We start from the raw sequence: 16,762 nt of genomic DNA, 5'->3' as shown, positions 1-16,762 counted from the left end.
TCAGCGGTGCGCGACGAGGCGGTTCATCGCCTCCTGCACGGTCACGTCCTGAAAGACGAAGCCGTCGTCGGTGAGCTTCTGCGGCACGACCTTCTGGCTTGACAGCAGCAGTTCGTGTCCGGCGTTCTGCAGGGCCAGCTCGACGACCTTCTCGGGGAGAGGGATGCCGTACGGGCGGTGCAGCGCGTGCGCGAGCGCTCTCAGCACGGCATCGGCGGTGGCCGGGGTCGGCCCGACCACGTTGACCGGGCCGGTCAGCTTCGAGGTGAGCAAGTGCACGGTCGCAGCAGCCTCGTCGTGCAGGCTCACCCACGGCCAGTGCTGGCCGCCGCCGCCGATCGGCCCGAGAAGCCCCAGCCTGCCGAGCGGCAACAGGGGCTTCATCGCTCCACCGCGGCCGATGACCACGCCGGTTCGGATCGTGACGACCCGCGTCTTCACGGGAGCGAGGTGCGCCGCCGTCTCCCACGCTTCGACCACATCCGACAGAAAGCCGGTTCCTTTGATCGCCGCCTCGGTGAGCTTCTGGCCGGGCCGATCGCCGTAGAATCCCACCGCCGAGCCGCTCACGAAGACCGCGGGCGGGTTCTTCGCCATCCTCATCGCGTCAGTGAGCGTGTGCGTGGCGTCGAGACGCGACGACAGGATCTTGCGCTCGTAGCTCTTGGTCCAGGGCAGGCGGCTGAGGGATGCGCCGGACAGGTTGACGACCGCGTCGGCTCTGTCCATCAGCGCGACGTCGACGATCCGGCCGCTCGGCGACCAGTGGAACTCGGTGCTCGTCGCCGGCTCGCGCCGCACCAGCCGGAGGACGTCGTGTCCCGCCGCCTCGAGTTGCGCGGTGAGCTCGGAGCCGATCATGCCCGAGGCGCCGGCGATGAGCACCTGCACGGATCAGCCCAGCGTGGCTTGGAGGGTGATCGGGATGCCGACGAGCGCCCGCGAGACCGGGCACGTCGCCTTGGCCTCTTCGGCCAAGCGCTGGAAGTCTTCTTCGCTGATGCCGGGCACGCGCGCGTTCACGACGAGGTGGCTACCGGTGATGCCTTCGGCGGGGTCGAACGTGACCGCAGCGCTGGTCTGCACGCTCTCCGGCACGCTGCCGAACGCGCTCAGGATGTTCGAGAACGCCATCGAGAAGCACGCCGAGTGGGCGGCCCCGAGCAGTTCTTCGGGGGTCGTGACCTCGGACGAGCCCTCGGAGCGCGCCTTCCAGGAGACCGGGAACGAACCGGCGTGGGACGACTCGAGAGCGACCGTGCCCGAGCCTGATTTGAGGTCGCCGTTCCAGACCGTTGTCGCTTCGCTCGTGACCGCCATGAAGACCTCCCGTTCGTCGTCGCCGACCGTTTCGAGCGACGGTCCACCAAGCCTACTGGCGCTCTCCGACACCGGGTGGGGCGCTCGGAGGATTCCCGGGAACGGGTCAGGCCGTGGCCGGGCCACGGCGGCGGATGATGCCCGCACGCACCAGCAGCAGGTAGATCTGGCAGCCCAGGCAGTAGCCGAACACCGAGTTGAGGAAGGCGGCGACGAAGGCGAGCGCCGCAGCGATCGGCAGCACGAACGGGACCCCGAGGAGGTGCAGGAGCAGCCCGAGCCCGGTCACGACCAGGCCGACACCCTGCGCGAACGTCGGCGGCGCGGCATCCTCCCGCTCGGTCGGCGCAGCCAGTCGCGGCCGGATGAGCGTGCGGAAGATCACGCCGTACGGATGCCGCTTGATCCCCGCGAACGCGCCCCACGCGAAGAGCGCGGCGATGGCCAGCAGCAGCCAGAACGCGGCTGTCGTGGCTCCGACGAGCCCGAGGAACAGGTCGACGAGGAGAAGCACGGCGGTGATCCCGGCGCCGAACCGCGGTGATCGCGGATCGATCCCGGTCGAGGTGTCAGACGGTGCGGACATGGTTGCTCCCGAGAAGGTCTTCGATGGCCGCTCGCACCTCGGCGGGTCTGGCGGCGCCGCCGATGCGAGCGCGGACCGTGCCCCGTCCGTCGAGCACGAGCGTGGTGGGGGTCTGCAGGATGCCGAACCGCTTGGCGAGGTCCGGACGGTTCGTGAGGTCGATCTCGACGTGCTCGACGCCGTCACGCTCGGCGCCGATGCCGCCCAACACCCGCGCTGTGCTGCGGCACGGAGCGCAGAACTCGGTCGAGAACTGCAGCAGGGTCGCGCCGCTACCGAACCCGGCCGCGCCGACCTCGGCCGGCCGAACGGTCTCGCCGGCCGTGCTCGCGCGCACACGACCGGTGCGCGCGCGCCAGAGGAGCCCGATCGCCGTCGCGACGACGACGACTCCGAGCAGCAGAGCTCCCGCGGCCAGAGTGTTCATGATGCGGCGACCATACGCGGAGCGAGGGGTGGTCGGCGAGGAGTGTGACTGAAGGTTACGGGCCCGACCCGATAGCCTGGTGCCATGTCGAACTCCTCGAACCCGTTCGGCCAGGTGCTCGTCGCTCTGGTCACCCCGTTCACCGCCGATGGCGAAGTGGACTGGACAGGCGTGGAGAAGCACATCGACGACGTCATCGTGAACGGCGCGGACGGCATCGTCGTCACCGGAACGACGGGGGAGACCTCGACCCTCACCGACCAGGAGAAACTGCGTCTCGTCGAGGTCGGAAAAGACGTCGCCGCCGGTCGCGCGAAGATCATCACCGGGGGCGGCTCGAACGAGACGGCCCACGCCATCCAGCTCTACCAGCAGAGCGAGAAGGCCGGCGCCGACGGTGTGATGATCGTCACCCCTTATTACAACAAGCCGACGCAGGCGGGCATCCTCACCCATTTCCGGATGATCGCGGACTCCACCGATCTGCCGGTCATCCTGTACGACATCCCCGGCCGCACGGGCGTTCCGATCAGATACGAGACGATCCTGCGCATCGCGAAGCACCCCAACGTGCTCGCGATCAAAGACGCCAAGGGCGATTTCAGCGAGGTCAGCCGGGTTCTCAACCAGACCGATCTGCTGTACTTCTCCGGCGACGACGCGAACGTGCTCCCGCACCTCGCGATCGGCGCGACCGGGCTCATCGGCGTGACAGCCAACATCGCGGCTCGCCCCTACCGGCAGATCGTGGATGCGGTCAACGCCGGCGACCTGAAGACGGCGACCGCGGCGCACCAGCAGCTCGAGCCGCTCGTGCGCGCCGTCATGACGCACGTGCCCGGCACGGTGGCGGCCAAGTACATCCTGCACGGGCTCGGCCGCATCGCCAGCCCTCGTGTGCGTCTGCCCCTCGTCGGCCCCGAGGAGTGGGAAGCCGCCCAGATCGAAGACGAACTCGACCTGGTCAAGAACATCCCCGGCGTCGACTTCTCCAACTTCCGGCCCGATCGCAACGCAGCAGCCGGTGGCGCGCTGCCGAAGATCGCCGGGACCACACGCTAGGGGCCGTGCCACTGCACGGTCCGAACCCCAACCGGCGCTCCGGCGCCCCTGTACCGAGCTAGGAGGGCACATGCCCAATCTCGTCTCCGATCCACCAGCCCTCGAACCGGGAACGCTGAGGATCATCCCCACCGGCGGTCTCGGTGAGATCGGTCGCAACATGACCGTGTTCGAATACGAGGGCAAGATCCTCATCGTCGACTGCGGCGTGCTCTTCCCCGAAGAGAACCAGCCCGGCGTCGACCTGATCCTGCCGGACTTCGCGCCGGTGCGGGATCGCCTCGACGACATCGTCGGCGTCGTGCTCACCCACGGCCACGAAGACCACATCGGCGCCGTGCCCTACCTGCTGAGGCTGCGGGCGGACATCCCTCTCATCGGCTCGGGCCTCACGCTCGCGCTGGTGGAGGCGAAGCTCAAGGAGCACCGCATCCAGCCGTACAGCCTGACGGTGAAAGAGGGCGAGACCGAGAAGCTCGGCCCGTTCGACCTCGAGTTCGTCGCCGTCAACCACTCCATTCCGGATGCGCTCGCCGTCGCGATCACCACCCCCGCGGGCGTCGTGTTGCACACCGGCGACTTCAAGATGGACCAGCTGCCGCTCGACGACCGCATCACCGACCTGCGCGCGTTCGCGCGTCTCGGCGAGAAAGGCGTCGACCTGTTCATGGCCGACTCCACCAACGCCGACGTTCCCGGGTTCACCCCGCTCGAGCGCTCCATCGGCCCGGTGCTCGACAACGTGATCGCTCGCGCACCGCGCCGTGTGATCGTGGCCAGCTTCTCCAGCCACGTGCACCGCGTGCAGCAGGTGCTCGACGCCGCCGCGGCGAACGGCCGCCGCGTCGCCCTGCTCGGCCGGTCGATGGTGCGCAACATGGGCATCGCCGCGGACCTCGGCTACCTGAAGGTGCCGGAGGGCGTGCTGATCGACTACAAGAAGGCCGCCGACCTGCCCGACGACGAGATCGTCTACATGTCGACGGGATCGCAGGGCGAGCCGATGGCCGTGCTCGCACGCATGGCGAACCTCGATCACCAGATCGAGGTCGGCCCGGGCGACACCGTGATCCTCGCCTCGAGCCTGATCCCGGGCAACGAGAACGCCGTGTACCGGGTGATCGACGGGCTGACGAAGCTCGGCGCCAACGTGGTGCACAAGGGCAACGCGAAGGTGCACGTCTCCGGCCACGCGGCCGCCGGCGAGCTGCTCTACTGCTACAACATCCTGAAGCCCAAGAACGTGATGCCGGTGCACGGCGAATACCGCCACCTCGTGGCCAACGCCAAGCTCGCCATCGACACCGGTGTTCCCGTCGAGAACACGATCCTCGCCGAAGACGGCACCGTCATCGACCTGCGGGCCGGTGTGGCACGGGTGGTCGGTCAGCTCGACATCGGCTTCGTCTACGTCGATGGCTCGAGCGTCGGCGAGATCACGGATGCCGATCTCAAAGACCGCCGCATCCTCGGCGAAGAGGGCTTCATCTCGATCATCGTCGTCGTCGAGGCCGCGACGGGGCGGATCGTCACCGGTCCGGAGATCCACGCCCGCGGTTTCGCGGAGGACGACAAGGTGTTCGACGCCGTCAAGCCCAAGATCGCCTCGGCGCTCGCGGATGCGGCCCACAACGGGGTGCGCGACCCGCACGCTCTCGCGCAGGTCGTGCGCCGAACGGTCGGCCGCTGGGTGAACACAAGCTACCGGCGCCGTCCGATGATCGTGCCGCTCGTGATCGAGGCGTGATCGCCCCGACATCGAAACCCGCGCGAAACACCCGATCCGGTAGCGTCTCGACATGAGCGACTTCCACATCCGCGCCGCGACGAGCGAGGATGCGCGCTTTCTCGGCGACATGCTCGTCGAGGCGGCGAACTGGAACGTCGCCGCCGCTCGCCCGCGGATAGCGGTGATGGAAGACCCGAAGGTCTCGCGGTACGTCGCCGGCTGGCCGCGACCGGGCGACTTCGGCTCGGTGGCCGTCGACGCGAACGGCGCGCCGATCGGTGCCTGCTGGGGCCGCCTGTTCGCCGCGAACGCGCCGGGCTACGGTTTCGTCGCGACGGGCGTTCCCGAGCTCACCCTCGGCGTGAACGCCCAGTGGCGGGCGCGAGGTGTCGGCCGGGCGCTCCTGCAGGCGGTCGCGCGGCAGGCGTCGCTCGCGGGCCACGCGCGGGTGAGCCTCAGCGTCGAGCGGGCGAACTTCGCGCAACGCCTCTACATCAGTGAGGGATACGTCACCGTCGAGTCGGGGGAGAACTCCGACACGATGGTGCGGGCCGTTCACTGATTTTCGTGCAATCAGCGCGGTAGACGCGCGATGCCGGAGGCTGGAAGTACCGTGTAGTCCATGGCTACGAGCACCAAGTCGACATCGCGCGCCCGGAACACCTCCGGCCGCGGGGGTTCGACCGCGCGCAAGCCGGCGAGCAAGACGGCGGCCCAGAAGACGGTCGCCTACCCGGCGGCCGGCGCTGCACAGAATCCGTTCGCCAAGGCCTGGATGGGCTTGGCACACCTCACCGGCGCCGCGTTCCGCGCCCTCGGTCCCGAGAAGTTCGAGAAGGAGGAACGCCGCGACGGCTTCCCCTTCTTCCTCGTGCTGCTGGCGATCGCGGGCGCCATCGTGGAGTGGTTCCTGATCAACGACGAGATCGCGCGCACGCTGGATGCGTGGACGTTCGGCGGTCTGTTCGGCCGCGTGGCCTTCGCGCTCCCCGTGATCATGGTGCTGTTCGCCGCGTGGCTGTTCCGGCATCCGAGCTCCGTGCACGACAACACGCGCATCGGCATCGGGCTCTCCATCCTGTTGCTGACGGTCTCGGGTCTCTGCCACCTGTTCAGCGGGCACCCGTCGCCGAGCGACGGCATGGCGAAGCTCGCCGAAGCCGGGGGAGTGCTCGGCTGGCTGCTCGCGGCCCCGCTGTCGCTCGTCATCACGCCGTACGGCGCCGCAGCCGTGATCATCGTGCTGCTGGTGCTCAGCCTGTTCATCATCACCAAGACGCCGCCGAACAAGGTCGGCGTTCGCGTTCGCGAGCTCTACGCGTATCTCTTCGGGGCGCAGTTGCCGACCGAGGAGGAGCGTCAGGCCGCGAAAGAGGCCAAGACCCAGCAGGTCGAGCTCGACGGGATCGACGAAGACCCCGACGCCGAGACCAACCTCCCCTGGTGGCGTCGCAACAAGTCCCAGCGCGAAGAAGACCCGGCCTACGATTCACCGGTCATCTCAGACAGCGTCACGGAGGTCTTCGGCGACAAGCCGGCGCGCGGCAAAGGCGAGTTCGCGACCGCCCTCGAGCCCGATCCGTCGAGTGACCACTACAACACCGAGGTGCTCAGCGAGCTCGCTCTGGCCGAGGATGCGGTCAAACGCTTCACCGGCGAGGTCGCGCTCGGCACCGGCCTGCCGGCTGCCGTTCCGCCGGTGGCCCCCGCTGCCGGGTTCGCCGGCGCCCCGGGCGTGCTCCCGGGATTCACACCCGGCGCCGCCGACTTCGACGAGAACGCCGTTCCGCCCGTCGCCTCCGACCTCCCCACCGCTCCCTACCGGCTTCCGACGCCCATGATGCTGTCGGCGGGAACCCCGGCGAAGACGCGCTCGGCCGCCAACGAAGACATCGTCACCTCGATCACCGAGGTGCTCGATCAGTTCGGCGTCGACGCCAAGGTCACCGGATACTCGCGCGGGCCGACGGTCACGCAGTACGAGATCGAGCTCGGCCCCGGAGTGAAGGTGGAGCGCGTCACGGCGCTCAGCAAGAACCTGTCGTACGCGGTCGCCTCGAACGAGGTGCGCATCCTCTCTCCCATCCCGGGCAAGAGCGCGATCGGCGTCGAGATCCCGAACACCGACCGTGAGATCGTGTCACTCGGCGACGTGCTGCGCTCTGCGGCCGCCACGAAGAGCGTGCACCCGATGACCATCGGCGTCGGCAAAGACGTCGGCGGCGGGTTCGTGGTCGCCAACCTGGCCAAGATGCCTCACCTCCTGGTGGCCGGTTCGACCGGCTCGGGAAAGTCGAGCTTCGTCAACTCGATGATCACCAGCCTGCTCATGCGGGCGAAGCCGTCGGACGTGCGGATGGTGCTGATCGACCCGAAGCGCGTCGAGCTCACCATCTACGCCGGCGTGCCGCACCTCATCACCCCCATCATCACGAATCCGAAGAAGGCGGCGGAAGCGCTGCAGTGGGTCGTGAAAGAGATGGACATGCGCTACGACGATCTGGCGAGCTTCGGCTTCCGCCACATCGACGACTTCAACAAAGCCGTCGTCAACGAGGAGATAGTGCTGCCGGCGGGCAGTGAGCGCAAGCTCAAGCCGTACCCGTATCTGCTCGTGGTGGTCGACGAGCTCGCCGACCTCATGATGGTTGCGCCGCGCGACGTCGAGGACTCGATCGTGCGCATCACGCAGCTCGCTCGTGCGTCGGGCATCCATCTGGTGCTCGCCACGCAGCGCCCGTCGGTCGACGTCGTCACGGGCCTCATCAAGGCGAACGTGCCGTCGCGGCTCGCGTTCGCGGTGACGAGCGTCACCGACTCCCGCGTCATCCTCGACCAGCCGGGCGCCGACAAGCTCATCGGGCAGGGTGACGCCCTCTTCCTCCCGATGGGCGCGTCGAAGGCCGTGCGCGTGCAGGGCGCCTGGGTGAACGAGGCGGAGATCCAGAAGGTCGTCGACCACGTCACGCGACAGGCGCAGCCCGAATACCGTCAAGATGTGGCGGCGCCCGCCGAGCACAAGCAGATCGACGCCGACATCGGCGACGACCTGGAGCTGCTGCTCGCTGCGGCCGAACTGGTCGTGTCGACGCAGTTCGGGTCGACCTCGATGCTCCAGCGCAAGCTGCGCGTCGGATTCGCGAAGGCCGGGCGTCTCATGGACCTGCTCGAATCGCGCGAGATCGTCGGCCCCTCCGAAGGCTCGAAGGCCAGGGATGTGCTCGCCACGGTCGAACAGCTGCCTGCCGTACTGGCCAAGCTGCGGGGCGAGGACAGCCCGTCCGCTTCGGCCGGTGCAGCCGGGCCCGCCGCCGCCTCGGCGGCGCCCCCTGCGGCCTCGCCCGACCACGGCGGCGACCAGTACGCGGGAGACCCCGTAGCGCGGATGACCGAGGGCTATCCTGAGGTGGAAGGCGACTCGAACGAAGACGCCTGGCAGCTGACCGACAGGGAGTAGACCGCATGTCGGTGCCCGACGCGCCCCCGCCCTCGATGGCAGGGGGCACACCCCGTGCCGTGAGCAACTGGAACGTGCCGAACATCATCACGGTGGTGCGCATCCTGCTCGCCCCCCTGTTCGTGTGGATGCTGCTGGCCGACGCCGGAGCGGACACCTGGCTGCGCTGGGCCGCTGCCGTGCTGTTCGTGCTCGCCATCGCCACCGACGGCGTCGACGGGGCGATCGCGCGTCGCAACAACCTTGTGACCGAGCTCGGAAAACTGCTCGACCCCATCGCCGACAAGGTGCTGACGGGCGGTGCCCTCATCGCGCTCTCCATCCTCGGCGAGCTGCCCTGGTGGGTCACGGTCGTCATCCTGGTGCGCGAGGTCGGCATCACGGTCTACCGCTTCGTCGTGATCAAGCAGGGCGTCATCGCGGCATCCCGCGGCGGCAAGCTGAAGACGATCGTGCAGTCGGTCGCGATCAGCCTCGCGCTCTTCCCGCTCTGGACGCTGTTCGGCGACTGGGTGCACTGGGTCAACGGCATCGCCATGACCCTGGCCGTCGTGCTCACCGTGGTCACGGGTGCGGACTACCTCTGGCAGGCCTGGAAAGGCCGGAAGGCGAAGCGTGTCGCCGTCTGAACCGGGTGGTGGCCCAGCGGCAGAGGTCGACGATCTCACGGCGGCCGTCGTCAGGCGCCTCGCGGCCGACGGGCTCACCGTCGCCGCGGCGGAGTCGCTGACCGGGGGAGAGCTCACCGCTGAATTGACCAGGGTTCCGGGCGCCTCGGCCGTGGTGCTCGGCGGCACCGTCGTCTACGCCACCGCGCTCAAGCACAGCCTTCTCGGTGTGGATGCCGAACTCCTCGCCGAGGTGGGGCCGGTGCATCCCGAGGTCGCCGCCCAGCTCGCCACCGGCGTGCGGGAGCGGCTCGCCGTCGACGGCCGGGCAGCCGACATCGGGCTCTCGACGACCGGGGTCGCCGGGCCCGACCCCCAGGGCGGGCAGCCCGTCGGCACCGTGTACGTCGGCATCGCGACCCGGTCGGGCGCACGCGTGGTGGCTCTGGCGCTCAGCGGTTCCCGTGCGTCGATCCGGCGACAGGTCGTGCTGAGGGCGATTCGGGAGCTTGCACGAGAGGTCGGAATCGACGCGACATGACGCTCGGGAATACAGGCTGTTTCGAGTCTGTTACACATCGTGCATTCACAAGAAAAGCCCAGTCGTGCTCATTATCGTTGACGAAAAGATGCGTGTAGTGTTGGCATCCATTATCGAAGTACCAGGTAAGCGGCAGGGTAGAAGAAGGAGGCTCCAATGATTCTTGTACGTCAGGAAATCGGCGACGTGCTCAGGGACTTCCGCCTGCAGAAAGGGCGCACGCTCCGGCAGGTCGCGAGCAAGGCCAGCGTGGCTCTCGGCTACCTGAGCGAGGTCGAGCGGGGCCAGAAGGAGGCGTCGAGCGAGATCCTCGCATCGGTCGCCGACGCACTGGACACCCCGATCTCGGTCATCATGCGCGAGGTCGGCGACAGGCTCGCCGTGCTCGAGGGCATCGAGCCCATCATCCCCGACACCGTTCCCGACGAGTTCGTGGCCGCCATGGACGCGGATCTCGTCGCCCGCTGACACCAGCGGGTCGATCAGACTCACCAATAAGACGCCCCGGAGCACCGGGGCGTCTTCTTCGTCTGCCCCCCTTCGCCGATATCGTGAACCCCGAGGTGATCCATGAAGTTGAGTGAGTTCCAGCGCGCCGTCGCCGACGAGTTCGGCACGCAGTACGGCCGCTCCCTGATGGTCGACCTCGTGCTCGGCGAGCTCGGTGGCCGCACGGCCCAGCAGGCGATCGACGATGGACTGCCGACGCGGGATGTGTGGCTCGCGCTCTGCCGCGAGACGGGCGTTCCGCCGTCGCACTGGTACGGCGCGGGAAAGCCGGCGCCGAAGCGCTGAACGGCGGCGTCAGCTCCACGACACGCCGGATACGAACACTCGAAGATATGTTCGGATGTTGTTAGGCTCCTCCACAACGGCAATCGAAAACGGGTTGTCCACAGAAGATGATCGTCCCGCGTCGGGTGTCAGTGCCCCCGCGTACAGTCGGACTCGTTAGTGAAGCCGAAGAAGGAGAACCGCAATGCCATCAGCCGCCGATCGTGAGAAGGCTCTCGAGACTGCCCTTGCGCAGATCGACCGTCAGTTTGGCAAGGGCTCGGTCATGCGACTGGGCAGCGACGAGCGGGCGCCCGTCGAGGTCGTTCCGACCGGTTCGATCGCACTGGATGTCGCGCTCGGCATCGGCGGTCTTCCCCGCGGCCGCATCGTGGAGATCTACGGCCCGGAGTCGTCGGGTAAGACCACGCTGACCCTCCACGCCATCGCCAACGCGCAGCGTGCGGGCGGCATCGCGGCCTTCATCGACGCCGAGCACGCGCTCGACCCCGAATACGCCCGCAAGCTCGGTGTCGACATCGACGCGCTCCTCGTGTCTCAGCCCGACACCGGTGAGCAGGCGCTCGAGATCGCAGACATGCTGGTGCGAAGCGGCTCCATCGACCTCATCGTCATCGACTCCGTGGCGGCCCTCGTGCCGCGCGCCGAGATCGAGGGCGAGATGGGTGACTCCCACGTCGGACTTCAGGCCCGCCTCATGTCGCAGGCGCTCCGCAAGCTCACCGGTGGGCTCAGCCAGACCAACACGACCATGATCTTCATCAACCAGTTGCGCGAGAAGATCGGCGTGTTCTTCGGCAGCCCCGAGACCACCGCCGGCGGTAAGGCGCTCAAGTTCTACGCCTCGGTGCGTCTCGACATCCGCCGCATCGAGACTCTGAAAGACGGCACCGAGGCGGTCGGCAACCGTACGCGCGTCAAGGTGGTCAAGAACAAGATGGCGCCGCCCTTCAAGCAGGCCGAGTTCGACATCCTCTACGGCGTCGGCATCTCGCGCGAAGGCAGCCTCATCGACTTCGGCGTCGAGCACGCCATCGTCAAGAAGTCGGGCGCCTGGTACACCTACGAGGGCGACCAGCTCGGGCAGGGTAAGGAGAACTCGCGCAACTTCCTGATCTCCAACCCCGACATCGCGCTGGAGATCGAGAACAAGATCCTCGTGAAGCTCGGTATCCATGCCGACCCGAACGCGGTCGAGGCCCCGGCCGACAACATCGACTCCATCGAAGAGAAGCTGAAGGCCCGCAAGGGCGCCTAGCTCCCATCGGCCGTGATCGAAGTGAGAAGGAGGAACGCCGCGTGGTGAGTTTTCCGCCTGAGCTTCCGAGTGACGGGCCGACGAGCGCAGACTCGTCGTCCGACGCCCGCCTGGCGCCCGTGACGAATCTGAGCGACGCGCGTCGCGCCGGTTCGTCACGCGGCGCGGGGATGCGCGAGCACCCGATGCGCGACCATCCCTCCACGCGGCAGGTCCACCGTCCGGCGGTGGCCTTCCCCGGCGCCGGAGCGTCGGACGCTGGACTCGAGACCGCCGAGGCCGGCGCGGTGGGGCTCGGCTCCCCGGAGACCGGCGCCGCCGACACCGGAGCTTTCGAGACCGGTACTGCCGAGAAGGCCGTCAAGCGAGCATCCAACGTGTCAGTGCATCAGCTCGCGCGCCGGGGCATGTCCCGGTGGGAGCTGGAACAGGTTCTCGCCAAGAGGGAGATCGAGCCTGAGATCGCGAAGGCCGAGCTCGACAGGCTCGAGAGCGTCGGGTTGCTCGACGACGCGGCGCTGGCCGTGACTCTCGTCTACACCAACCACACGCGCAAAGGGCTCGGTCGTTCCGCCATCGCGCAAGAGCTCAAGCGGCGGCACATCGATCCCGTCATCATCGACGAGGCGCTCGAAGAGATCGCCGACGACGATGAGCTGGAGCGGGCCATCGAACTCGCCGTCAAGCGCATCGGCCAGCTCTCCAGCTACGACGACGAGACGGTCAAGCGCAGGCTCCACGGGTTCCTCGCGCGAAAAGGCTACAATTCCGGCGTCGTGCGTCAGGCGATGGATGCCGCGTTCGCCAGCCGTGGCAAGCGCGGTGTTCGCTTCCAGTAGCCCGCCGTAAACTAGTCGCACTATGAGCATCACGGAAGAGCGCAGAATCATCCTGCCATCGACCGCCGCGGTCGATTCGCGCGGCCAGGCCCGCACCTACGAGGTCCGTACGTACGGCTGCCAGATGAACGTGCACGACTCCGAGCGGCTGAGCGGATCGCTCGAGGCCGCGGGCTATGTGCCCGCGAACGGAGCTGAGGCCGACATCGTCGTCATCAACACCTGCGCCGTGCGCGAGAACGCCGACAACAAGCTCTACGGCAACCTGGGGCACCTGGCCTCGGTGAAGAAGCGTCACGAGGGAATGCAGATCGCCGTCGGCGGCTGCCTCGCCCAGAAAGACAAGAACGTCATCCTCGAGAAGGCTCCCTGGGTCGACGTGGTCTTCGGAACGCACAACATGGGTTCGCTGCCGAGCCTGCTCGAACGCGCGCGGCACAACGACGCCGCCGAGATCGAGATCCTCGAGGCTCTCGAGACGTTCCCCTCCACCCTTCCCACCAAGCGCGACTCCAGCTACAGCGGCTGGGTGTCCATCTCCGTCGGGTGCAACAACACCTGCACGTTCTGCATCGTGCCTTCGCTGCGCGGCAAAGAGAAAGACCGCCGCCCGGGCGAGATCCTCGCCGAGGTGCAGGCTCTCGTCGACGACGGAGCGATCGAGGTCACGCTGCTCGGCCAGAACGTCAACTCCTACGGCGTCGAGTTCGGCGACCGTCAGGCGTTCAGCAAGCTGCTCCGCGCCGCTGGCGAGATGAAGGGGCTCGAGCGCATCCGCTTCACCAGCCCGCATCCGGCCGCCTTCACCGATGACGTGATCGATGCGATGGCCGAGACCGAATCGGTGATGCCTCAGCTGCACATGCCGCTGCAGTCGGGCTCCGACCGCATCCTGAAAGCCATGCGCCGCTCCTACCGTTCGACGAAGTTCCTCGGAATCCTCGACCGCGTTCGAGCGAAGATGCCGGATGCCGCCATCAGCACCGACATCATCGTCGGCTTCCCGGGCGAGACCGAAGAAGACTTCCAAGAGACGCTTCGCGTCGTCGAGGCGGCGCGGTTCGCCTCGGCGTTCACCTTCCAGTACTCGATCCGACCGGGCACACCGGCGGCCACCATGGCCGACCAGGTGCCGAAAGAGGTCGTGCAGGAGAGGTACGAGCGCCTCGTCGCTCTGCAGGAGCGCATCTCCCTCGAAGAGAACGAGAAGGTCATCGGCCGCCAGGTCGAACTGCTCGTCGCCAACGGCGAGGGGCGCAAAGACGCCGACACGCATCGTCTGAGCGGACGCGCGCGCGACAGCCGTCTGGTGCACTTCGACGTTCCGGCGGGCTCCGACCTGCCCCGGCCGGGCGACGTCGTCACGGTCACGGTGACTCGCGCGGCGCCCTTCCACCTGATCGCCGACTCGCTCGACGGCGCGCCGCTCACGATTCGGCGCACGGTCGCGGGCGACGCGTGGGACCGCGCCGAAGCGGCATCCTGCGGGGTGCCCGTGCCCGCGGGCTCCGTCGCCGGCAACGGCGCGGGGCGCGTCTCGCTCGGCCTGCCGACCTTGCGCGCCGGCGAGCCGCTGATGGCACCCGGCGTGGGCACGATGCCCATCTACGACCCGACGGACGGCCAGCGCTGACCGAGCGGCAGCCGCGCGAAGGCACCGCAGGCGATCCCGAACGGCCTGGTGCGGAAACACGCATCCTCGCCATCGTCGGGGCGACCGGAACCGGAAAGACCGATCTGTCCCTCGCTGTCGCAGAACGGCTGCGCGCTTCCGGCCGTGAGGCCGAGATCGTGAACGCCGACGCGATGCAGCTCTACCGGGGCATGGACATCGGAACCGCCAAGCTCGCTCCGGGCGAGTGGCGGAGCATCCCTCACCACCTGTTCGATGTGCTTGACGTGACCGACGAGGCCACCGTGGCCGGCTACCAGCCCGAAGCTCGTGCCGCGATCGACGGCATCATCGAGCGTGGCGCTGTGCCCATCCTGGTGGGCGGCTCAGGACTCTACGTGTCGAGTGTGATCTTCGACTTCCAGTTTCCGGGAACCGACCCGGAGCTTCGGGAACAGCTCGAGTCCGACCTGACCGCACACGGTCCCGGCCTGCTCTACCAGCGGCTGAAGGAGATCGACCCGGCCGCGGCCGCCAACATCGGATCGAGCAACGGTCGCCGTCTGGTGCGGGCGCTCGAAGTGGTCGGGCTGACGGGGCGCCCGGTGAGCGGCACGCTTCCCGATGAGCCACGGCCCTGGCGCCCCGTCACCGTGATCGGGCTGGCGGCTCCTCGCGACGAACTGACCGCGCGGCTCGACGCGCGGGTGGAAAGGATGTGGGAGTCCGGGCTCCTCGACGAGGTCGCCCGGCTGCTGCCGCTCGGTCTCGATCGCGGCGTGACCGCTCGTCGCGCCATCGGCTATGCGCAGGCTATCGCAGAGCTGAGGGGTGAGCTGAGCCGGGCCGAGGCGATCGCTCAGACGCAACAACTGACCCGTCGCTACGCTCGGCGTCAGGTGAGTTGGTTCAAGCGCTACCCGGGCATCCACTGGCTCGACTACGCCGACCCGCAGTCCGCCTCGGTGACGCTCGATAGGCTGTGAGCATGGCGACAACGCTGCACTTCACCAAGGGTCACGGCACCGGCAACGACTTCGTGCTGTTCGCCGACCCGGACGGGCTCGTCGACCTCACCCCGACTCAGATCGCCGCCATCTGCGACCGGCACTTCGGCGTCGGAGCCGACGGGATCATCCGCGCGGTGCGCTCGAAGCACCTGCCTGCAGGCCTGGAGGCTCTCGCCGAAGACGAGTCGGCCGAGTGGTTCATGGACTACTCGAACGCCGACGGTTCGGTTGCCGAGATGTGCGGCAACGGCATCCGGGTGTACGTGCGGTTCCTGATCGAGAGCGGCCTGGTGCAGCTCGCCGACGGCGACACGCTCGCCATCGGAACGCGCGGCGGCGTTCGCGACGTGCAACGCACCCTGACGGGCTTCCAAGTCGACCTCGGCCGCTGGGCGCTGGACGGTGGGGAGCCACTGGTGCGCGCGAAGGAGCTGCCCGTGGCTCGTCCCGGTCTGGGCATCGACGTCGGAAATCCGCACGTCGTGGTGGCCGTGGCCGACGACGATGAGCTCGATGCCGCCGATCTCACCTACATCCCGCACCTGGAGCCGGCGCCGGAGGCGGGAGCGAACGTCGAGTTCGTCGTTCCGCGTGAGCCCCTCGTGAAAGACGGAGTCGGGCGCATCCGGATGCGGGTGCACGAGCGGGGCAGCGGTGAGACGCTCTCGTGCGGCACCGGAACGGCGGCCGCCGCATTGGCGGTGCGCCACTGGGCGGGGCCGGGCGCGCCGAACCAGTGGCGCGTCGAGGTTTCCGGTGGCACCCTCGCCGTGCGGATGTTCCCGACCGAAGACGGCGAGCACGTCGCGCTCTCCGGCCCCGCCGAGCTCGTCTACACCGGCGTCATCGACCTGGCGTAGTCGCGGTCAGTCTGCGGAACGGCGGGAACGCAGCACGCGGTAGCCCTTGGACGTGGCCGCGCGAGTGGTGGTCAACTCGGGCATCGTCGCCTGGATCCAGCGGTGCAGCGAGTCCGAGCCCAGATTGCGCTGCACGACGAGCCAGGCATCCGAACCCCGCTCCAGGCGCGGCAGCCACTTCTGCAGGAGGTTGTGCAGCTCGTTCTTGCCGACCCGGATGGGCGGATTCGACCAGATGGTCGTAAAAGTCACGTCATCAGGAACATCTTCGGGCAAGGATGTGTTTACATTAGTGAGCCCGAGCTTCTGCGCATTTCTGCGCACCACATCCAGCGCCCGGGTATTGACATCGACGGCCCAGACGGTCGCGTGAGGGGATTCGAGAGCAAGTGTGAGAGCCAGGGGCCCCCAGCCGCAACCGAGGTCGAGAAGCTGACCCCCGGGCGGAGCCGAGGGGACATGGTCGAGGAGCACTCTCGTACCCGAATCGATGCGCTCGGGGCTGAAGATGCCGTTCGCGGTCGTCAGATCGTACGTCTGTCCAGCGAGGCGGACGGTGAACGGCCGGAGCTTCAGCTCGCTCTCGGGCGCCGAGGAAAAGTAGTGATCTCCGCTGGCCATAACAGGACCGTACAGGACACGAACGAACTAGGGCCAA

18 protein-coding genes are annotated in these 16,762 nt (G+C 68.0%); 13 read left to right on the top strand and 5 right to left on the bottom strand.

Annotation, left to right across the window (positions count from 1 at the left end; genetic code table 11):
- The 4 genes from ACFVWR_RS11170 to ACFVWR_RS11155 all read right to left on the bottom strand — a co-directional run bounded on the left by ACFVWR_RS11170 (position 1) and on the right by ACFVWR_RS11155 (position 2,333).
- Complete coding sequence (locus tag ACFVWR_RS11170; protein WP_387211400.1) at positions 1-891, bottom strand: TIGR01777 family oxidoreductase; 891 nt, start codon at positions 889-891, stop codon at positions 1-3.
- A 3-nt stretch (positions 892-894) separates the two neighbouring features.
- Entirely contained in the window at positions 895-1,320 is a 426-nt protein-coding gene (locus ACFVWR_RS11165) for an OsmC family protein (protein ID WP_387211397.1), read from the bottom strand.
- Between the two features lie 106 nt (positions 1,321-1,426).
- The gene (locus ACFVWR_RS11160; protein ID WP_387211394.1) at positions 1,427-1,906 is read right to left on the bottom strand and encodes a DUF4395 domain-containing protein; all 480 of its coding nucleotides are present in this window, start codon (positions 1,904-1,906) and stop codon (positions 1,427-1,429) included.
- Positions 1,890-2,333 carry a TlpA family protein disulfide reductase gene (locus ACFVWR_RS11155; RefSeq protein ID WP_387211391.1) on the bottom strand — a complete coding sequence of 148 codons (444 nt, stop codon included), beginning with the start codon at positions 2,331-2,333 and terminating at the stop codon, positions 1,890-1,892. Before ACFVWR_RS11155 ends, ACFVWR_RS11160 begins: the two co-directional genes overlap by 17 nt.
- 84 nt (positions 2,334-2,417) lie before the next feature.
- Between ACFVWR_RS11155 and dapA the strand changes: the two genes are divergently transcribed.
- The 13 genes from dapA (at position 2,418) to dapF (ending at position 16,104) form a co-directional block, all read left to right on the top strand.
- Entirely contained in the window at positions 2,418-3,395 is a 978-nt protein-coding gene (gene dapA / locus ACFVWR_RS11150) for a 4-hydroxy-tetrahydrodipicolinate synthase (RefSeq protein ID WP_387211388.1), read from the top strand.
- A gap of 70 nt (positions 3,396-3,465) precedes the next feature.
- Positions 3,466-5,142: a ribonuclease J gene (locus ACFVWR_RS11145; RefSeq protein ID WP_387211385.1), complete on the top strand. Its 1,677-nt coding sequence runs from the start codon at positions 3,466-3,468 to the stop codon at positions 5,140-5,142.
- Between the two features lie 52 nt (positions 5,143-5,194).
- Positions 5,195-5,686, top strand: a complete 492-nt coding sequence (locus ACFVWR_RS11140) for a GNAT family N-acetyltransferase (protein ID WP_387211382.1) — start codon at positions 5,195-5,197, stop codon at positions 5,684-5,686.
- 60 nt (positions 5,687-5,746) lie between these two features.
- Positions 5,747-8,581 carry a DNA translocase FtsK 4TM domain-containing protein gene (locus ACFVWR_RS11135; protein WP_387211379.1) on the top strand — a complete coding sequence of 945 codons (2,835 nt, stop codon included), beginning with the start codon at positions 5,747-5,749 and terminating at the stop codon, positions 8,579-8,581.
- A gap of 5 nt (positions 8,582-8,586) precedes the next feature.
- Complete coding sequence (pgsA, locus tag ACFVWR_RS11130; protein WP_387211376.1) at positions 8,587-9,210, top strand: CDP-diacylglycerol--glycerol-3-phosphate 3-phosphatidyltransferase; 624 nt, start codon at positions 8,587-8,589, stop codon at positions 9,208-9,210.
- Positions 9,197-9,730: a CinA family protein gene (locus tag ACFVWR_RS11125; RefSeq protein ID WP_387211373.1), complete on the top strand. Its 534-nt coding sequence runs from the start codon at positions 9,197-9,199 to the stop codon at positions 9,728-9,730. The genes pgsA and ACFVWR_RS11125 overlap by 14 nt, the downstream gene beginning before the upstream one ends.
- A 156-nt stretch (positions 9,731-9,886) precedes the next feature.
- A complete protein-coding gene (locus ACFVWR_RS11120) occupies positions 9,887-10,198 on the top strand; it encodes a helix-turn-helix domain-containing protein (RefSeq protein WP_387211370.1) in 312 nt (103 codons plus the stop codon).
- Positions 10,199-10,300: 102 nt separating this feature from the next.
- Positions 10,301-10,525: a DUF3046 domain-containing protein gene (locus tag ACFVWR_RS11115; RefSeq protein WP_387211367.1), complete on the top strand. Its 225-nt coding sequence runs from the start codon at positions 10,301-10,303 to the stop codon at positions 10,523-10,525.
- 184 nt (positions 10,526-10,709) lie between these two features.
- The gene (gene recA, locus ACFVWR_RS11110) at positions 10,710-11,783 is read left to right on the top strand and encodes a recombinase RecA (RefSeq protein WP_387211364.1); all 1,074 of its coding nucleotides are present in this window, start codon (positions 10,710-10,712) and stop codon (positions 11,781-11,783) included.
- Positions 11,784-11,827: 44 nt separating this feature from the next.
- Complete coding sequence (locus tag ACFVWR_RS11105) at positions 11,828-12,622, top strand: regulatory protein RecX (protein WP_387211361.1); 795 nt, start codon at positions 11,828-11,830, stop codon at positions 12,620-12,622.
- Between the two features lie 22 nt (positions 12,623-12,644).
- Positions 12,645-14,255 carry a tRNA (N6-isopentenyl adenosine(37)-C2)-methylthiotransferase MiaB gene (miaB, locus tag ACFVWR_RS11100; protein ID WP_387211358.1) on the top strand — a complete coding sequence of 537 codons (1,611 nt, stop codon included), beginning with the start codon at positions 12,645-12,647 and terminating at the stop codon, positions 14,253-14,255.
- A 62-nt stretch (positions 14,256-14,317) separates the two neighbouring features.
- Positions 14,318-15,220 carry a tRNA (adenosine(37)-N6)-dimethylallyltransferase MiaA gene (miaA, locus tag ACFVWR_RS11095; RefSeq protein WP_387211506.1) on the top strand — a complete coding sequence of 301 codons (903 nt, stop codon included), beginning with the start codon at positions 14,318-14,320 and terminating at the stop codon, positions 15,218-15,220.
- 2 nt (positions 15,221-15,222) lie between these two features.
- Positions 15,223-16,104, top strand: a complete 882-nt coding sequence (gene dapF, locus ACFVWR_RS11090; RefSeq protein WP_387211355.1) for a diaminopimelate epimerase — start codon at positions 15,223-15,225, stop codon at positions 16,102-16,104.
- A 6-nt stretch (positions 16,105-16,110) separates the two neighbouring features.
- Here dapF and ACFVWR_RS11085 read toward each other — a convergent pair whose 3' ends face one another.
- A complete protein-coding gene (locus tag ACFVWR_RS11085) occupies positions 16,111-16,725 on the bottom strand; it encodes a class I SAM-dependent methyltransferase (RefSeq protein ID WP_387211352.1) in 615 nt (204 codons plus the stop codon).
- Positions 16,726-16,762 lie beyond the last annotated feature (37 nt).

The sequence above is a fragment of the Leifsonia sp. NPDC058292 genome (assembly GCF_042880955.1).
GTDB lineage: Bacteria > Actinomycetota > Actinomycetes > Actinomycetales > Microbacteriaceae > Leifsonia.
The sequence above is the reverse complement of the archived record's forward strand: the minus strand, read 5'-3'. Positions and strand labels throughout refer to the sequence as shown.